The following is a 15,294-nucleotide window of genomic DNA, read 5'->3' on the forward strand; positions in this document are numbered from 1 at the left end:
GCTGAAAAATGGGCATCATCGACGATGGACGGTCGGCGGCAGAAGGTGGCGCGCGGAGGACCGGCGGAGTCGTGCTGCCGCCTGCGCGCTTGGCGGACGTCGCGCGGATGGCGGGGGTCTCCAAAGGAACGGCATCCAAGGCGCTGAACGACAAGAGCGACGTGCGCTCCGAGACACGGCTCCGCGTGCTCGAAGCCGCCGAGGCCCTTTCGTTCCGGCCGAGTGCCATCGCGCGCAACCTGACCTCCGGCCGTACGGGGACCGTCGGCATCCTCACGAACGACCTCGACGGACGCTTCGTCCTCCCCATCCTCGCCGGGGCGGAGGATGCCCTCGGTGCGGGAGAGATCTCCGTACTCCTGTGCGATGCCCGGGGGGACGCCATCCGCGAGCAGCGGCACTTGAAGACGCTGCTTGAACGGCGGATCGACGGGCTGATCGTGGTGGGGGGCGCGCGCACTGAGCCGCGCCCGACGCTCGGGAGGGACCTGCCGATCCCGGTGGTCTACGCGTACGCCCCGTCCTCCTCTCCCGACGACCTCTCACTGGTGTCGGACAACCGGCTGGGCGGGCGCGTCGCGGCCGAGCATCTGTGGGAGATCGGCCGGCGACGTATCGCCTACATCGGCGGCGACGCGAGCTTCGTCGCCTCACGCGAGCGCGAAGAAGGCGCTCGCGCGGCCCTGGCCGACCTCGGGGGAGAGTTGATCGCCGACGGCGCACTCTACGGCGACTGGACCGAACGATGGGGACGGGCGATGGCGAGCCGGCTGCTCCAGAGCAACCCCGAGATCGACGCGATCATCGCCGCGTCCGACGGGCTCGCGCGCGCGGCGCTCGACGTCCTCCGCGACCAGGGCCGCCGCGTCCCCGAGGACGTCGCCGTGGTCGGCTACGACAACTGGTCGATCATCGTCCAGAACACCCGCCCCGAGCTCACCAGCATCGACATGGAACTCGAAGCGATGGGCAGGCTGGCTGCGAGCCGGCTCTTCGGGGCGCTCTCCGGCCACGACCTGGGCAGCGGGGTCGAGGCCCTCCCCGTGCAGCTGATCGTGCGGGCCTCCACAGTGAAGGACGACCTCGACGGTGGATCACCGGGCTGACCTGCACGTCGAGAGCGTGGACACGGTGCCAGGGGCGATCGAGAGTGCAGGGCCGCCGCGCCGATCAGCGACCGACGCGCTCGGCCTCGTAGTACTCGCGGTGCGCCAGGCGACTCGCTGCGCCCTGGTCGAGGATGACCGTGACCCGCGGATGCAGCTGGATCACCGAGCCCGGGCATCCAGAGCTCACCGGCCCCTCGACGGCGGCCGCGACCGCGGCGGCCTTCGACTCACCGAAAGCGAGCAGCAACAGCTCCTCGGCTTCCAGGATGGTTCCCAGCCCCTGGGTTACGCAGTGGGTCGGCACGTCGTCGAGGCGGTCGAAAAAACGCGCGTTGTCCGCCCGCGTCGCGGCACTCAGCCGCTTCACCCTCGTCCGCGACGCAAGCGACGATCCCGGCTCGTTGAAGCCGATGTGACCATTGGAGCCGATCCCGAGCAGTTGAAGATGCACGCCTCCCGCAGCCCGGATCGCGTCATCGTACTCGCGAGCCGCCTCGTCCGTCCGCGAGGCCGAGCCGTCGGGCACCAGCACCGCGCCCGGCCGCAGGCCCAGCGGCTCGACGACGTCGCGGTCGATGACCGATCGGTAGCTCTCCGGGTGGCCTGCGGGCAGCCCGACGTACTCGTCGAGCGCGAACCCGCTGAGCGCCGCGACGTCGACTTCCCCTTCCCGAACGCGGCGGGCGAGGGAGCGGTAGACAGTGGTCGGGGTCGACCCGGTCGCGAATCCCAGCACGGGACGCCGATGCGCCCGGACCACCTCCGCGAGCCGATCCCCCGCCACGTCCCCGGCCTCGACGGCATCCCGCGCGATGACCACTCGTGTCATGCGGACACCTCCAGTAAGGCCGCTCCCACAGCGGCCACCGCATCGATCGGCGCTCCGAAGGCGACACGCCCCGGCACGTCGAGGGCGCGAAGGAAGGGCGAGTCGCCCTCCCACGAACGAAGCCGTCGGAGGACCGGGTCCTGCAGCTCCGCTCCCACCCTGGTCAGACCGCCCCCGACGACGACCTGCTCGACGTCGAAGGCGACGACGAGCATCCTGATGGCGGCCGCGATCCCGTCGACCATGTCGCGGGTCAGGATCCCCGCTAGGGGATCACCCTGCCTGCTCGCCCTGAACAGCTCGAGAACAGGATGCTCGGCCGAGCTCGGCCATCGCGTCGCGACCGCGTGGCCGGAGGCGATCGCTTCGAGACAGCCCGTCTGACCGCACCGGCAGCGCGGCCCGTCACTCCGCACGGGGATGTGGCCGATCTCGCCCGCCGTCCCGTTTGCACCGGAGAGGAGCATCCCACCGACCACGATGCCCGCGGCGAGGCCGGTACCGACGTTGAGGAACGCCAGAGAACGGAGCGGTCGAAGGGCGTCACGCGACAGTGCTCGGTAGGCGCCCAGGGCCGCGGCGTTCACGTCGTTCTCGATGCTCACCGGCACGCCCAGGCTCCCCGCCAGCTCTTCGCCCAGCCGGACTTCGTCGATGCCGAGGTTCACGGCGTGCAGCAGTGTGCCCGTGCGAGGGTCGACCAGGCCCGGGATCCCGACCCCGACCGACGCCGGGGCCCGGGAGGCCTCGCTCTGGCGCACGAGCTCGTCCACCGAGGCCTGCACGGTGGCCACCACCGCGGCGAGGCCGAAGCCGGTCGGCCGCACGTCGTGCGCCACCACGGTGCCGCGGTCGTCCAGCCCGACCGACTCCGTCTTCGTGCCGCCTACGTCGATTCCGATGCGCACGGTGCTCAGATCTCGCGCTTGCGGTCGTCGTGGGGGCGGACCTGCAGCTTGCGCCCGGAGCCGTCCCGGAACATCTGCATGGCATCTGCGTAGCCGTCCAGCGGGAAAGAGTGGCTGAACAGCGGGGCCGCCTGGATCGCCCCGGCGACGAACATGTCGACGGCTCGGCCGAAGCTGTGCCGAGCAGCCATCGAGCCGAGGATGGTGATCTCGTCCTTGGTGATCCGGAGGGGCTCGTACCGGGCCTTCGCACCGACCGGCGCGACGCCGAACTGTTGGAAGACTCCACCGGGCTTCACCCGCGTCATGGCGTCTTCCATCGCGGGAATCACGCCGGTGCAGTCGACGACCACGTCCCACTCGTGACGGTCGAGTTCGTCTGCGCTGCCCGCGCGCAGCTCCACGCCGACTTCGGCGGCCACGGCGAGTCGCGACGCATTGGTGTCGACAACCGACACGCTCGCGGCGCCTGCGCGCACCGCCATCTGCGCCATCAGCAGGCCCATCGTGCCGGCGCCGTAGACGAGGTAGTGGTCGCCGATCCGACGCGGCTGCAGGTCAAGGCCGCGGATCACGCAGGATAGCGGCTCGATCATCGTCGCCTCGAACAGATCGACGTTCTCTCCGAGCACGTGAACATTCCTGGCGGGCACGGACACGTACTCGGCGGAGGCGCCGAAGCTCCGGATGACGCCGAGGGAGTTCCAGTTGCGGCAGAGGTTCGGCCGCCCGGTCGTGCAGTACTCGCACTCTCCGCACGTGAGGGTCGGGTCGATCGCCACGAGATCGCCCACCCGGAGCGAGTCGACGGCGGAGCCGACCTCCACGATCCGCCCGGTGGCCTCGTGACCGGGGACCATCGGGAACTCGCCGCCGAGATAATCGCCCTCGAACACATGGATGTCGGTGCCGCACATCCCGACGGCCGCGACCTCGACGATGACATCGCGGGGGCCGGCGGTCGGATCGGGGACGGTCGTGACCGAGAGGTCGCCAGGGGCGGAGAAGACAACGGCGCGCATGGTGCGCTCCTTTCAGGAAGAGGGTTCAGGGAAGCCGGTCGAGCTGCACGGGCAGGCCCGTCGCCGCCGACTCCAGGGCGGCGAGGGCGACCCGCGTCGCGCTGAGGCCGGCCTCGCCGGAGATGGCGGGGGCGCGGTCCTCGCGGATGGAGGCGACGAATTCGTCGATCATCAACTGGTTGGTGTCGAGCCCGAAGTCGACCCAGCTCAGTGCCCGACGACCGCCGTACTGAACCAGCCGCTGACGGAACAGGTCGGCCTCCACCGTCCCCGCCTCGGCGACGATGGAGATCGCGAGACCGCCCCAGGTCGGGTAGTCGAGCGGGCGGTTCCAGCTGCAGTCGATGGTGGCGAAGACGCCGTTCTCGTAGGTCACGACGACCAGCCCGGAGGTCTCCACGGTGACAACCTCGGTGTGCACGATGCGATTGCTCACCGCGTACACCTCGACCGGCTCCGCGCCGACCATCCAGTTGTACAGGTCCGCGAGGTGCACGATGTGGTCCATCATGGCGCCGCCGCCTGCGAGGGTCTTGTCGGCGAACCACGAGCGCTCGCGCATCGGCATCACGCTCTGGTTCGTGCCCGTGAACGAGAGCACCCGGCCCAGGTCGCCCTCGCGCACCATCCGCTCCACCCGACGGGCGGCCGGGCTGAACCGGGTGGGGAACGCGGTCATCAGGCGCACTCCGGCATCCCGGCACGCCCGCACGATCGCCTCCGAGTCCTCGGCGCCGACGCCGAGCGGCTTCTCGCACAGCACCGCAGCGCCCGCGGAGGCCGCAATCTCGACGAGGGCGCGGTGGTGCACGGTCTCCGAGCACACGACGACGCCGTCCACCCCCTCGGCGACCAGCTCCTCGGCCGACGCGAAATACGGTATCGACTCGTCGCGAGCCCAGGTCGTCCCGCGCTCCGCGTCCCAATCGGACACGCCGACGATCTCGGCGCCCGCGTTGCGGAGGTTCTCGACATACGCATCCACGTGCAAGTGGGCCACCCCCAGAATGGCGATCCTCATCGGGTGCCCTCCTTCTCGATCGCAACGGGCCGACCGGTCTCCAGCGAATGGTTGACGGCTCCCGCGATGCGGACCGCGGCCAGGGCGTCGCCGGGCGACATGACGGGAGCCGCGCCATCCAGCTGGTCGAGGAACGCGCGCACTTCGGCGTGGAACGGATTCGAGGCCAGGTCCGTCTCGCCGAGGCCGGTGTCGCCACCGCCGCCGTCGTCGTGCAGACAGACCTCGAGGGGCGTGGTCTCCTCGGACGAGAACTGGATCAGCCCCTCCGACCCGGCGATCTCGAACGCCGTCCGGAAGTGGGGTGCGGGCAGCGCCCACGAGCTCTCCACGTGGCTCACGGCACCGTTCTCGTGGCTGAGGATAGCGACGGCCTGGGTGCGGTCGCCCGACGTGGACCTGGCATAGACCCTGGTGACCTCGCCGGCGACCCAGCGGGCGTAGTCGAGGTCGTGGATCATCAGGTCGAAGACGATCCCGCCGGACTTCGACGAGTCGGCGAACCAGCTCTCGCCGGCGCGTTTGGGCGCGAACGACCGGCGCGAGAGGCGAAGCACCGCCGGCTGTCCGATGTCTCCAGCCTCGACGCGAGCGCGTGCGATGGCGTACTCGGGGCTGTAGCGGAGGATGTGAGCCACCTGGAAGGCAACCCCGGCCGCCTCGAACGCGTCGACGACGCGACGCCCGCTGTCGGAGTCGAGTGCCAACGGCTTCTCGCACAGAGTCGGCTTGCCTGCGGCCGCCGCAGCGAGCGCGTACGAGACGTGCAGGTGCGTCGGGGTGCAGATGTCGACGATGTCCACGGCGTCGAGGAATTCGTCGAGGGCGGTGAAGACGGTCGCTCCGTGGCGCCGGGCCAACTCCGCCGCCGACGACGAGCCGTTGCCGAGCATCGCGACCGGGGAGTGCCCGATGGCGTCCCAGGCGTCGGCGTGAATCCCGCCCATGAAGCCCGTACCGATGATCCCGACGCGCCTGGCACTCACGCTCGCTCGTCTCGGGCCGACGGGATGGGGTCGGCCCGGAAGTCGAGCCAGGACGGGTGCGCCTCGATGCGCGCCTCGATGTCGCGGAAGGCCGCCGCCGACCGCCGGAGCTTGGAGTAGACGTCCCCGCCCATGGAGAAGCCCTGGATACCGATGGGGCCCTCGAAGCCGGCGTTCTTGAGCAGGCCGATCAGGTAGAAGTTGTCCTGCTCGCCCTCGTCGAGCAGCTCGATCGTCGCGGCCGTTCCGTTGTCGCTGGGGACTCGGCGGCTTCCGCAGAAGTTGGCGGCCGACAGATGTGGCACGACCGCCTCGATCGTCGGCCGGGGGCGGCGTCCGTCGGTGAGGTACCAGTGGTGGGACGAGAAGGTGAGCTTGAGGTTGGGCGCGTCGATCGCCGCCCGGAGCCGCTGCGCGTCGCCCAGGGTCTCCATCCAGCTGTTGATGTGGTGGTAGAGCGAGAGGACGATGCCGCGCTCGGCAGCGGCCCGGGTCAGCCGTTCGATGACCGGCAGGACCGCCGCGTCGCCCGCGGCGTCGGAGTTTGCAGAGGCGGAGCTGCTGCCCAGGACGGCCAGGTCGATGGTGGAGCAGTCCTCCATCGTGTCGATGAGGTCGTGGATGCGACGGATGCCCTCGTTGTCGTGATCGTCGGCGATCGACGTGTAGACCCCGGTGACGTCGATGCCGAACGAGTCGCGCACCGATGCGATCCGGGACACGTCCGCCCAGGACTCCTCGCTCCACAGCGTGAGGTTCACGCCGTCGAATCCCGTCTCGGCGAGGATCTCGCATTTGGCCTCGAACGGATACGACCCCAACGAGTTGTAGAACCAGGTGTCGAGTGCGAAGAGCGTGCTCATCGTGTGCTGCTTTCTTTGTGTAGGGCGAGAATGCTGTCCAGCGAGGCGGAGGCGTTGGCGAGACCTTGGTCCCAGAGCAGACGGTAGGGGGTCACTTCGGCCGAGCACCAACCGTCGTAGCCGATCGCGTCGAGCTCGGCGAAGACCGCGCCGAAGTCGACGTCGCCCGACAGAAGGTCGACGAACCCGGTGAGTCCTCCGGGGTTCGTGCGGTAGTCCTTCACGTGCACCCGCACGATACGCTCGCCGAGGATGCGCACCCACTGCTCGGGGTACCCCTGGCTCAGCGCGTTGCCGATGTCGAAGTAGGAGCCGACGTGCGCGCTTCCGACCGCATCCAGGAAGTCGCGCATCTCGAGGGGGCTTGTGAGGAACCGGTTCCACACGTTCTCGATGCCGATCACCACGTCCGCCTCGGCGGCTGACGCGGTCAGCCCGGTGATCTCTTCGAGCGCCCGCCGGTAGGCGTCGTCGTAGCGGACCGGCGTCGCTCCGGGGATGAAGTCCACCCCGACATAGCCGGGGACGACCAGGATGGCGCCGGCGCCCAGCTCGTGGGCCACCGCCAGCTGGCGCCGGGTGGCGTCGCGTGCCGTCCGCCGCTCGGCGGAGTCGTCCGAGACGAGGTTGTGCTGCAGCTGCAGCATCGACACGACCGAGATGATCTCGACGCCGTTGTCCTCGGCCAGCCGTCGCAGCTCCGCGATCTCAGCGTCGGTGGAGGCGATGGTGAGGTCGCCGTCCTCGGCCAGGCACAGCTCGGCGCCCTCGAATCCGTGGCGCGCGGCCCCGCGGATCACCTCGGCGTTACTCGTGCGCCCCGGGAACGACCAATAGTTGATGCCTTTTCTCATCGGCTTTTCCTCCTGCGCATGATGGCGTCGAAGATGACCGCGGCGATGAGCACGCCGCCGGTGATCATGTACTTGACCGGTGAGGGCAGCGCCAGCAGGTCCATCCCGTTGGAGATGGATCCGATCACCAGCGCTCCCAGGATGGCGGACCACACCGATCCCCGCCCGCCGAAGAGGCTCGTCCCGCCGATGACGACGCCGGCGATGGCGTTGAGGAGGATTTCGCCCGCCCCCGACGATTCGTTGACCGCCAGGAGCCGCGAGGCCGAGAGGATCCCGCCGGCCGCGGCGAAGGTCGAGGCGAGCGCGAACACGAGCACTGTGACCGTCTTGACCCGCACGCCGACGCGGGCGGCGGCGACCTTGTCCCCGCCGATGGTGAAGAGCCGGCGGCCGAACAGGGTGCGTCGGCAGACGAAGTCCATCAGGGCGAGCATCCCGCCGAGGATGACCACGCTGAGCGGCAGCCCGCGGCTCGAACCGAAGACCAGCAGGGCGGCCACGAGCACCACCGCCACCGCGCCGACGCGCACCGCGTCCGCAGCCAGCCGCCCCCGTGCCAGGCCCAGCAGGCGACGCCGGCGGCGGTCCCGTGCCGTGTTGAGCGCCATGGAGCCGATGATGACGATGGCCGCGGCCCAGCCGATCCAGATCGGGAAGAACACCGAGGTGAGGCCCGAGACGAACGGGTCCGTCAGGTTGATCGCGCCGGTGTCGCCGAGCAGCAGCAGCTGGAGGCCCTGCCAGGCGATCAGGCCGCCGAGCGTGACCACGAAGGAGGGCACGCCCCAGGTCGAGATGATCAGTCCGTGGATCAGGCCGACGAGCGCTCCGGCGCCGAGGCCGAGGAGGATCGCCGTCGGAGCCGGGATCCCCTGCTGAACGTTGAGCACAGCCATGACCGACGCCGCCAGGCCGCTCACCGAGCCAGCCGAAAGGTCGATCTCGCCGATCAGGAGGACCAGAACGACGCCGATTGAGATCGTCGCGACGGCGATGATCTGCTGCGCCAGGTTGGTGAGGTTGCCCGCGGAGAGGAAGTTCGGGTTCAGGACGGTGAAGGTCGTCCAGATGACCGCCAGCCCCACGAGTACGGGGACCACGCTGATGCGCGTGGCGTCGTCCGCGCGGAAGAGCGCCGCGAGCACGTTCGGTCGCTGCTCCGGGGGCCGTTCGGCCTGACGGGCGGATGCGAATGTGGACGTGGTCATTGCTGCTCCTCCGATGCGGACAGGGCGGTGCCGGTGATCGCCGACACGACCCGGTCCTGGTAGGCGGGGTCACCGGGGAAGGACCCGGCGTTCCTGCCCAGGCGCAGGACTTCGATCCGGTCGGCGACGGCGAACACCTCTGCGAGGTTGTGGCTGATCAGGATGACAGCGAGTCCGCGGGCCTGGAGCCGCCGGATCAACTGGGTCACCTGGTCCTTCTGGGCCACCCCCAGCGCGGCGGTCGGCTCGTCGAGCATGACGAGCTTGGGCGCTCCCAGGAGGCAACGCGCGATCGCGACCGACTGCCGCTGGCCGCCCGAGAGGCTGCTCACGGGCGCCCGGAGCGAGCGCGGGTAGACGGCGAGCTCGGCGAGGAGTCCTGCGGTCAGCCGCTCCATCTCGAGCTCGTCGATGATGCTGCCGTGGTTGAGCTCGCGACCCAGGAAGAGGTTGGCGACGACGTCGAGGTTCCCGCACACGGCGAGGTCCTGGTAGACCGTCGCGATGCCCAGGTCCACGGCATCGTTCGGGTGGCCGAACTGGACGGGTTTGCCCTCGAAGACGATCTCGCCGCGATCCGGTGTGATCGTACCGGAAAGGGACTTGATGAAGGTCGACTTGCCGGCACCATTGTCGCCGACGAGCGCCACGACCTCCCCGGCGGCGATCGAGAACGAGACGTCCTCGAGGACCCGGATCGCGCCGTAGGACTTGTTGAGCCCGGTAATCGACAGCAGAGGCTCCGTCATCGTCGAGACCGCACTCATTCGAGGCCCGCAGACGCGCAGGCCGCCTTGAAGTCGGCGGTGCAGACATCGCTGAGCTTCCAGAAGCCGGTGGGCTCGACCATGTCCTTGATGTTGTCGATGGTGATGACATCGTTGGTCCACAGGTAGGCGGGGATCTTCTTCCCGTTCACGCCGTCGACCGTGCCGTTGACGAGACCCGCCGGCGGCTTCTCGCCGGTTGCGAGCGCCGCTGCCAGGCGCGCAGTGTTGGCGGCGAACTTCTTGATGGGCAGGTTGATCGTGTTGAACTGCTCTCCCTTGATGATGCGCTGCAGCGCGGCCAGCGCGCCGTCCTGGCCCGTCGTGGGCTTGGTCGACGGGTCGATCCCCGCGCCCTTCATCGCCGCGATGGCGCCACCGGCGAGCTGGTCGTTGGCTGCGTAGACCGCGACGAAGCCCTTCTCGCCGACCTTGGTGATGGCCTGCGACATCTGATTCTGCGCCGCGTCTCCCGACCATCCCTTCGCGTCGTACTCGGCGGCGACTGTGAAGTCGGTCTTGTCGAGAACCGAGTGGGCGCCGCGCTTGTACTCCTTGCCGAACGCGTCGGTGGGGTCGCCGTTCAGCATCACGATGCCGCCCGAGGTGATGCCCTCGCCTTTCAGGTGGTCCACCAGGCTCTTGGCCTGCTGGGCGCCGATGCCGGCGATGTCCGTCGTCACGCCGTAGTCGACGTACGGACTCTGGATGATGCTGGCGTAGCTGATGGTGATGGCACCGGCGTCGTGCACGCGCTGCACGATCTGGCCGGCGGTCGTGAAGTCCGTCGGGGCGATCACGACGACGTCCGCGCCGTTCGTGACCGCCGCCTCGGCCTGCTGCAGCTGGGTCGCTCCGGACCCCTTCGCGTTGTACGAGGTGACCTCGCAGGTGGCGCAGGCCTTCTTGACAGCCGCCTCGAAGACGGGCTTGTCCTGCTGGTCCCAGCGGGCCGTCACGAGGTCGGGGAGGAGGAGCGCGATCTTGCCGCCCTTGCCGCCGTCGGCGGCGGCGCCGCCTGCGGAAGAGCAGCCGGAGAGCAGCAATCCCGCGGTGGCGAGGAGGGAGACGGAGAGTGCGATGGTGCGGGAGGTGCTGGAAGTGCGCTTCATTGATCTACCGGCCATTTCTCGGGTTCGTTGGATTTTGTTACGGAAAGAACAAAATTTGGTCATACGTCTGCCCTGCGGCAGACGGGTGGGGCGTTGGTGCGGTGGTGCGGTCGGGCGGCGCGTCAGGTCAGCAGGACGATGCGTAGAGGTACGACGCCACGTCGGGGTCGTCGACGTTGTCCCGGGTGATCCACTTGAAGCCAACCTCCGTGTGCTGGGGATACGACGCCTTCCCTTCGCCGCGGGCCTTGGCAGCGAGGATCTCGACTGCCTGATAGCCCATCTGGTACGGGTTCTGAGCGATCAGCGCGTCGAACGTACCCGCCTTCAGGCCGCTGACCAGTTCGGGACCCGCATCGAACGTCACGTTCAGGATGTCGCCCGTCTTGCCCGCCGCCTTGATGGCGGAGGCGGCGCCGCTCCCACCGGTGTCGGCCACCGAGTACACGGCCTTCAGACCGGGCGTGGACTGGATGAGCCCCGAGACGATGTCGGCCGCCTTGGCGGAGTCCAGGCCCTCGTACTGAGTGGGGAGCACGGTGACGTCCGGGAACGACTTCAGGCCCTCGATGAAGCCCTTGGTCCGCGCGACCGCGCTGGACCCGGTGGGGTTGGCGCCGAGGATGGCCACCGTGCCCTTGCCGTCCAGGAGCTTGCCCAACTGCCCGGCCGCCTCCTTCGCCGCCTCGTAGCCGTCGGTGCCGACGTTGGTGACGTCGACATGCTGAGCGAGGGCGTTGTCGACGGCGATCACGTTCGTGCCGGACGCCATCAGGGCCTTCACCGGCTGCACGAAAGCGACCGGGTCGAACGGGTCGAGGAGCATCCCGGCGGGCTTGGAGATCGAGGCGGCGTTGAAGGCGTTGAGCAGGTCCGCCGTGTCGGCCGACGCCACTCCGGTCCAGGTGAGGTTGACGTCGTGCTCCTTCGCGGAGGCTTTCGCACCGAGGCACATCGACTTGAAGTACGGGTTCTCCTGGAGTGGCATGACGCCGGTGATCGCGACGGCCTTCCCCGACGAGGAGCCGGTGGCGCCGGACGAGCATCCGGCCAGCGCGAGGGCGGCGACGGCCGCCGCGGCGACGACGAGCGGGATCTTCCTCTGGTGCTTCATTGCTGTGTTCCTTTCACGAGGTGGAGCGCTTGGAACTGCGGATGTCGATGTACACGGCGACGATCAACACGGCGCCGACCGCGATCTGCTGATAGAAGACGGGAAGGCCCACGATCACGAGCCCGTTCTGGAGGACCACGGCGAGGAGGGCTCCGAGCACCGCGCCCGGGATGGAGGCACGACCACCCCAGAGGCTGGCCCCTCCGATCACGGCCCCGGCGATGGCGGCCAGCGCGGTGTCGGTGTGCCCGCTCAGATTGGTCGTCGCGAACCGGCTGACGTCGACGAACCCGGCGAGCCCTGCCAGCCCGCCGAGCAGGACGAAGAGCCCGAACACGTAGCGTCGGCTCCGGATGCCCACCCGGTCCGCCGCTTGGCGCGAGGACCCGATCGCGAGCACCCGCACGCCGAAGCGCGTCTTGGTGAGGAAGAACCAGAGCAGCACCACGATGACCGCGACCAGGATCGCCGGCACCGGCAGCCCGTAGAAGGTGAGCAGGCCGAAGTTCTCCTGCACGGCCGGCGGGATGTTCACCACGTTCGTACCGTTCGAAATGACCAGCGCGAAGCCGGCCCCGACCCCGAGCATGCCCAGCGTCGCGATGAACGAGCTGAGGCCGAGCCTGGCCACGAGGAATCCGTTGACCGCCCCGAAGATCAGCCCGGCGGCGACCGAGGCGAGCGCCCCGAGGAGGATGGCGAGCGTCGCGTCCGGCTGGTGTGCTGCGGCCGGGTCCGGCGCGCCCGCCACGGCCACCATGACCTTGGCGCCGACGACGGACGAGACGACCACATTCGAACCCAGGGAGATGTCGAGCTCTCCCGCGCCGAGCAGAAGGGACATGCCGGCGGCGAGGAGCAGGATCTGGGAACCGCCGAACAGGATGTTCTGGATGTTGCCCGGCTGGAGGAAGTTCGGCGACGCGAAGGCGAAGGTTGCGATGGCGATCACGTTGACGACCGCGATCCAGAAGGTCGTCGAGCCTCGGAGAGCCTGCATCCGCGTCGCGGGCAGCGTGGGTGTGCTTGCGGTCATCGTTCCTCCTCCTCGTCGGCGTCGAGCTGCTGGTCGCCGGTCGTCGACCGCCAGGCCTCCGTCGGCACGTCCTCGCCCAGCATTGCGCCCAGGATCCTCGGCATCGTCGCCTCGGCCGCGGTCAGGTTGGCGGCCACCTGGCCGTGGCGCATGATCAGGAAGCGGTGCGCGAGGGTGAGCATCCGCGGGAGGTCGTGGGAGATGACGAGCACACCCAGCCCTCGCTCTGCGCAGTCCCGGATCGTGTCGCAGACGATCTCGGTCTGACGTGCGCCGAGAGCGGCCGTCGGCTCGTCCATGAACACGCCGCGGTCGGCCCACATCACGCTCCGCGAGATTGCCACGGCCTGCTTCTGTCCGCCGGACAGCGTCCCGATCGGAGTGCCGGGGCCGGGCATCTTCACCGACAGCTGCGAGAGCGCGGCAGCGGCGGCGGCGCGCATGCCACCTCGATCGAGCATTCCGAGTGCGCCGAGCAAGCCGCCTCTCACCCGCTCGCGACCGAGGAAGATGTTCTCGGAGAGGGTCAGGTCCGGGGCGAGCGCCAGGTCTTGGTAGACCGTGTCGATGCCATGATCCTGGGCCTTGTAGGCGGGATCGCTCCCCACCTCCACTCCCCCGATCCGGATGACCCCTCTGTCAGGGCGGACAGCCCCCGACAGGACCTTCATCAGGGTCGACTTCCCGGCCCCATTGTCGCCGACCAGCGCGACGACCTCGCCGGGGTAGAGCTTCAGACTCGCCCCGCGCAGGGCTTCGACGTGGCCGTAGGACTTGATGAGGCCTTCCGCCTCCAGGACTGCAGTGCCCACCGTCATCGTTCTCCGTTCACTGGCCGGCTCACGCGGCCGAGACGTGCTCGGCGGCCATGATGTGCTCGGCGGCCATCACGATCGCGAGCATCGGATTGGCTGCAGGGATCGTCGGCAGGATCGACGCGTCGACGACCCGAAGATTCGATACGCCGTAGACGTTTCCGTGCTGGTCGACGACGCCGCCGTGCTCGCGGTCGGCCATCTTCGCCGTTCCGGTGAAGTGGTAGCCCGACGCCACCGTGTCGGTGATGAAGCGTTCGAGGGCCGCGTCGTCGGCGATGATCCGCTCGTCCACGCCGATCGGCGTACCGAGCATCTCCGCCAGGGGCGATGCGGTGACGACCCGCCACCCGTCTCGCACGATCTGCTTCATCACGGCCATGTCGACCTCGGCCGAGAGGTAGTCCGGGTCGACAGCCGGCATCACTCCGGGCGCCGACGAGCGGATGGCCACCCGGCCGACCGATCGCGGCTTGTTGATCACGCAACCGACGCCGGCCACGTTCGCGATGCCGTCGTTCGCCGATCCCGCCATGCCGCGGCCGCCCTCATCGTTCGTGCGGGCGTCGAGATAGCTGAACATGGTCAGCTGGGCGTCGAGCGTGCCCGGCTGCACGTCGGTCGAGTAGCGCCAGGCGGTCTGCAGGCTGAAGTCGGAGGGCCTCCAGGCATCGGCGACGGGCGGTGCGAGCAGGGGCACGCAGCAGTGATCCGCGAGGTTCTCCCCCACCGGAAGATCGGCGACGACCTCGATGCCGTGGGACTCCAGGAGAGCCCGCGGACCGACACCGGATCGCTGCAGGATGGCCGGGGTGGCGATCGCGCCCGCACTCAGGATGACCTCGTCGGCCTCGAGCACGCTGCCGTCGAGCAGTTCGACCCCGTACGCGCGGTCGCCGTCGAACAGCACCCGGGCGACCTCCGCCTCGGCCCGGACCTCGAGGTTCGGACGATCCCGCACGGGGTTGAGGTAGGAGAGCGCAGTCGACACGCGCGTGCCTCCGACCCTCGCCTGCGGCACACGCCCGACACCCTCCACGTCCGGAGCGTTGAAGTCGGCGACCGGCTGTGCGCCCACCGACTGGGCCGCCTCGAGGAAGGCGCGCTGCAGCGGGGCGAGCTCGTCGTCGGTCGCACGGGTGATCGGGAACGGCCCCGCGTCACCGTGGTTGACCGCGTCCTCGGCCGTGTCGCTCTCAAGCCGGCGGAACGTGTCCGACACGGCTTCGAAGTCCCACTCGGGGTTGCCCGCTTCGGCCCACTCGCGGTAGTCGGCCGATGCCCCGCGAAGCGCGATCGCTCCGTTGATCGCCGAGCCGCCGCCGATCAGCTTGGCCTGCGGCACCACGATGGTCGTGCCCGCCATTTCTATGGTGAGGCCCCAGTCGTGCTTCGGGTCCACCTCCGGAGCGTGGCCCCGCATCGGCACGTACTTGGCGTCGAGCACCCCGGCGGGCGTCTCGTCGAGGGTCGGATAGTCGACACCGGCCTCGAGCACCATGACCTCGGCACGAGCGTCCTCGCTGAGTCGCGCTGCGACGATGCAGCCCGCGGTTCCGCCGCCCACGACGATGATCCGCCGCCCCTGTGCCGTTCGAGCTTCCTCGCCCATCTGTCCTCCCGGAAAGTAATTTGTTCTGGGAAGAA

Annotated in this window: 15 protein-coding genes; 1 reads left to right on the forward strand and 14 read right to left on the reverse strand. The window is 69.2% G+C overall.

The annotated features are described in order from the left end of the window. The first annotated feature begins 8 nt into the window (after positions 1–8). Positions 9–1,106, forward strand: coding sequence for a LacI family DNA-binding transcriptional regulator (locus HNO83_RS02575; RefSeq protein ID WP_175335916.1), 1,098 nt, complete (start codon positions 9–11; stop codon positions 1,104–1,106). A 64-nt stretch (positions 1,107–1,170) separates the two neighbouring features. On the opposite strand, the gene HNO83_RS02580 is transcribed toward HNO83_RS02575, so the two are convergent. The 14 genes from HNO83_RS02580 to HNO83_RS02645 all read right to left on the reverse strand — a co-directional run bounded on the left by HNO83_RS02580 (position 1,171) and on the right by HNO83_RS02645 (position 15,214). Then, positions 1,171–1,938 (reverse strand): glucosamine-6-phosphate deaminase, encoded by a 768-nt coding sequence (locus tag HNO83_RS02580; protein WP_175335917.1) that lies wholly within the window; start codon positions 1,936–1,938, stop codon positions 1,171–1,173. Further along, positions 1,935–2,846, reverse strand: a complete 912-nt coding sequence (locus tag HNO83_RS02585; RefSeq protein ID WP_175335918.1) for an ROK family protein — start codon at positions 2,844–2,846, stop codon at positions 1,935–1,937. Before HNO83_RS02585 ends, HNO83_RS02580 begins: the two co-directional genes overlap by 4 nt. Positions 2,847–2,851: 5 nt before the next feature. Continuing rightward, positions 2,852–3,868: a zinc-dependent alcohol dehydrogenase family protein gene (locus HNO83_RS02590; protein WP_175335919.1), complete on the reverse strand. Its 1,017-nt coding sequence runs from the start codon at positions 3,866–3,868 to the stop codon at positions 2,852–2,854. A gap of 25 nt (positions 3,869–3,893) precedes the next feature. Beyond that, on the reverse strand, positions 3,894–4,889 hold the full coding sequence (locus tag HNO83_RS02595; protein WP_175335920.1) for a Gfo/Idh/MocA family protein: 996 nt from the start codon (positions 4,887–4,889) through the stop codon (positions 3,894–3,896). Continuing rightward, positions 4,886–5,875: a Gfo/Idh/MocA family protein gene (locus HNO83_RS02600; RefSeq protein ID WP_175335921.1), complete on the reverse strand. Its 990-nt coding sequence runs from the start codon at positions 5,873–5,875 to the stop codon at positions 4,886–4,888. The genes HNO83_RS02595 and HNO83_RS02600 overlap by 4 nt, the downstream gene beginning before the upstream one ends. Then, positions 5,872–6,738 carry a sugar phosphate isomerase/epimerase family protein gene (locus HNO83_RS02605; RefSeq protein WP_175335922.1) on the reverse strand — a complete coding sequence of 289 codons (867 nt, stop codon included), beginning with the start codon at positions 6,736–6,738 and terminating at the stop codon, positions 5,872–5,874. Before HNO83_RS02605 ends, HNO83_RS02600 begins: the two co-directional genes overlap by 4 nt. Further along, entirely contained in the window at positions 6,735–7,592 is an 858-nt protein-coding gene (locus tag HNO83_RS02610) for a sugar phosphate isomerase/epimerase family protein (protein WP_175335923.1), read from the reverse strand. The genes HNO83_RS02605 and HNO83_RS02610 overlap by 4 nt, the downstream gene beginning before the upstream one ends. After that, positions 7,589–8,803, reverse strand: coding sequence for a sugar ABC transporter permease (locus tag HNO83_RS02615; RefSeq protein WP_175335924.1), 1,215 nt, complete (start codon positions 8,801–8,803; stop codon positions 7,589–7,591). Before HNO83_RS02615 ends, HNO83_RS02610 begins: the two co-directional genes overlap by 4 nt. Continuing rightward, the gene (locus tag HNO83_RS02620; protein ID WP_175335925.1) at positions 8,800–9,552 is read right to left on the reverse strand and encodes an ATP-binding cassette domain-containing protein; all 753 of its coding nucleotides are present in this window, start codon (positions 9,550–9,552) and stop codon (positions 8,800–8,802) included. The genes HNO83_RS02615 and HNO83_RS02620 overlap by 4 nt, the downstream gene beginning before the upstream one ends. Positions 9,553–9,566: 14 nt before the next feature. Beyond that, positions 9,567–10,682, reverse strand: coding sequence for a substrate-binding domain-containing protein (locus HNO83_RS02625; RefSeq protein WP_175335926.1), 1,116 nt, complete (start codon positions 10,680–10,682; stop codon positions 9,567–9,569). Positions 10,683–10,809: 127 nt separating this feature from the next. Beyond that, entirely contained in the window at positions 10,810–11,796 is a 987-nt protein-coding gene (locus HNO83_RS02630; protein WP_175335927.1) for a substrate-binding domain-containing protein, read from the reverse strand. Between the two features lie 13 nt (positions 11,797–11,809). After that, a complete protein-coding gene (locus HNO83_RS02635) occupies positions 11,810–12,832 on the reverse strand; it encodes an ABC transporter permease (protein ID WP_175335928.1) in 1,023 nt (340 codons plus the stop codon). Next, positions 12,829–13,644: an ATP-binding cassette domain-containing protein gene (locus tag HNO83_RS02640; RefSeq protein ID WP_217498572.1), complete on the reverse strand. Its 816-nt coding sequence runs from the start codon at positions 13,642–13,644 to the stop codon at positions 12,829–12,831. Before HNO83_RS02640 ends, HNO83_RS02635 begins: the two co-directional genes overlap by 4 nt. Positions 13,645–13,672: 28 nt before the next feature. Next, entirely contained in the window at positions 13,673–15,214 is a 1,542-nt protein-coding gene (locus tag HNO83_RS02645; protein WP_217498573.1) for a GMC family oxidoreductase, read from the reverse strand. Positions 15,215–15,294: the final 80 nt, after the last annotated feature.

The sequence above is a fragment of the Leifsonia sp. C5G2 genome (assembly GCF_013359685.1).
In the GTDB taxonomy this organism is placed as follows: Bacteria; Actinomycetota; Actinomycetes; order Actinomycetales; family Microbacteriaceae; genus Leifsonia.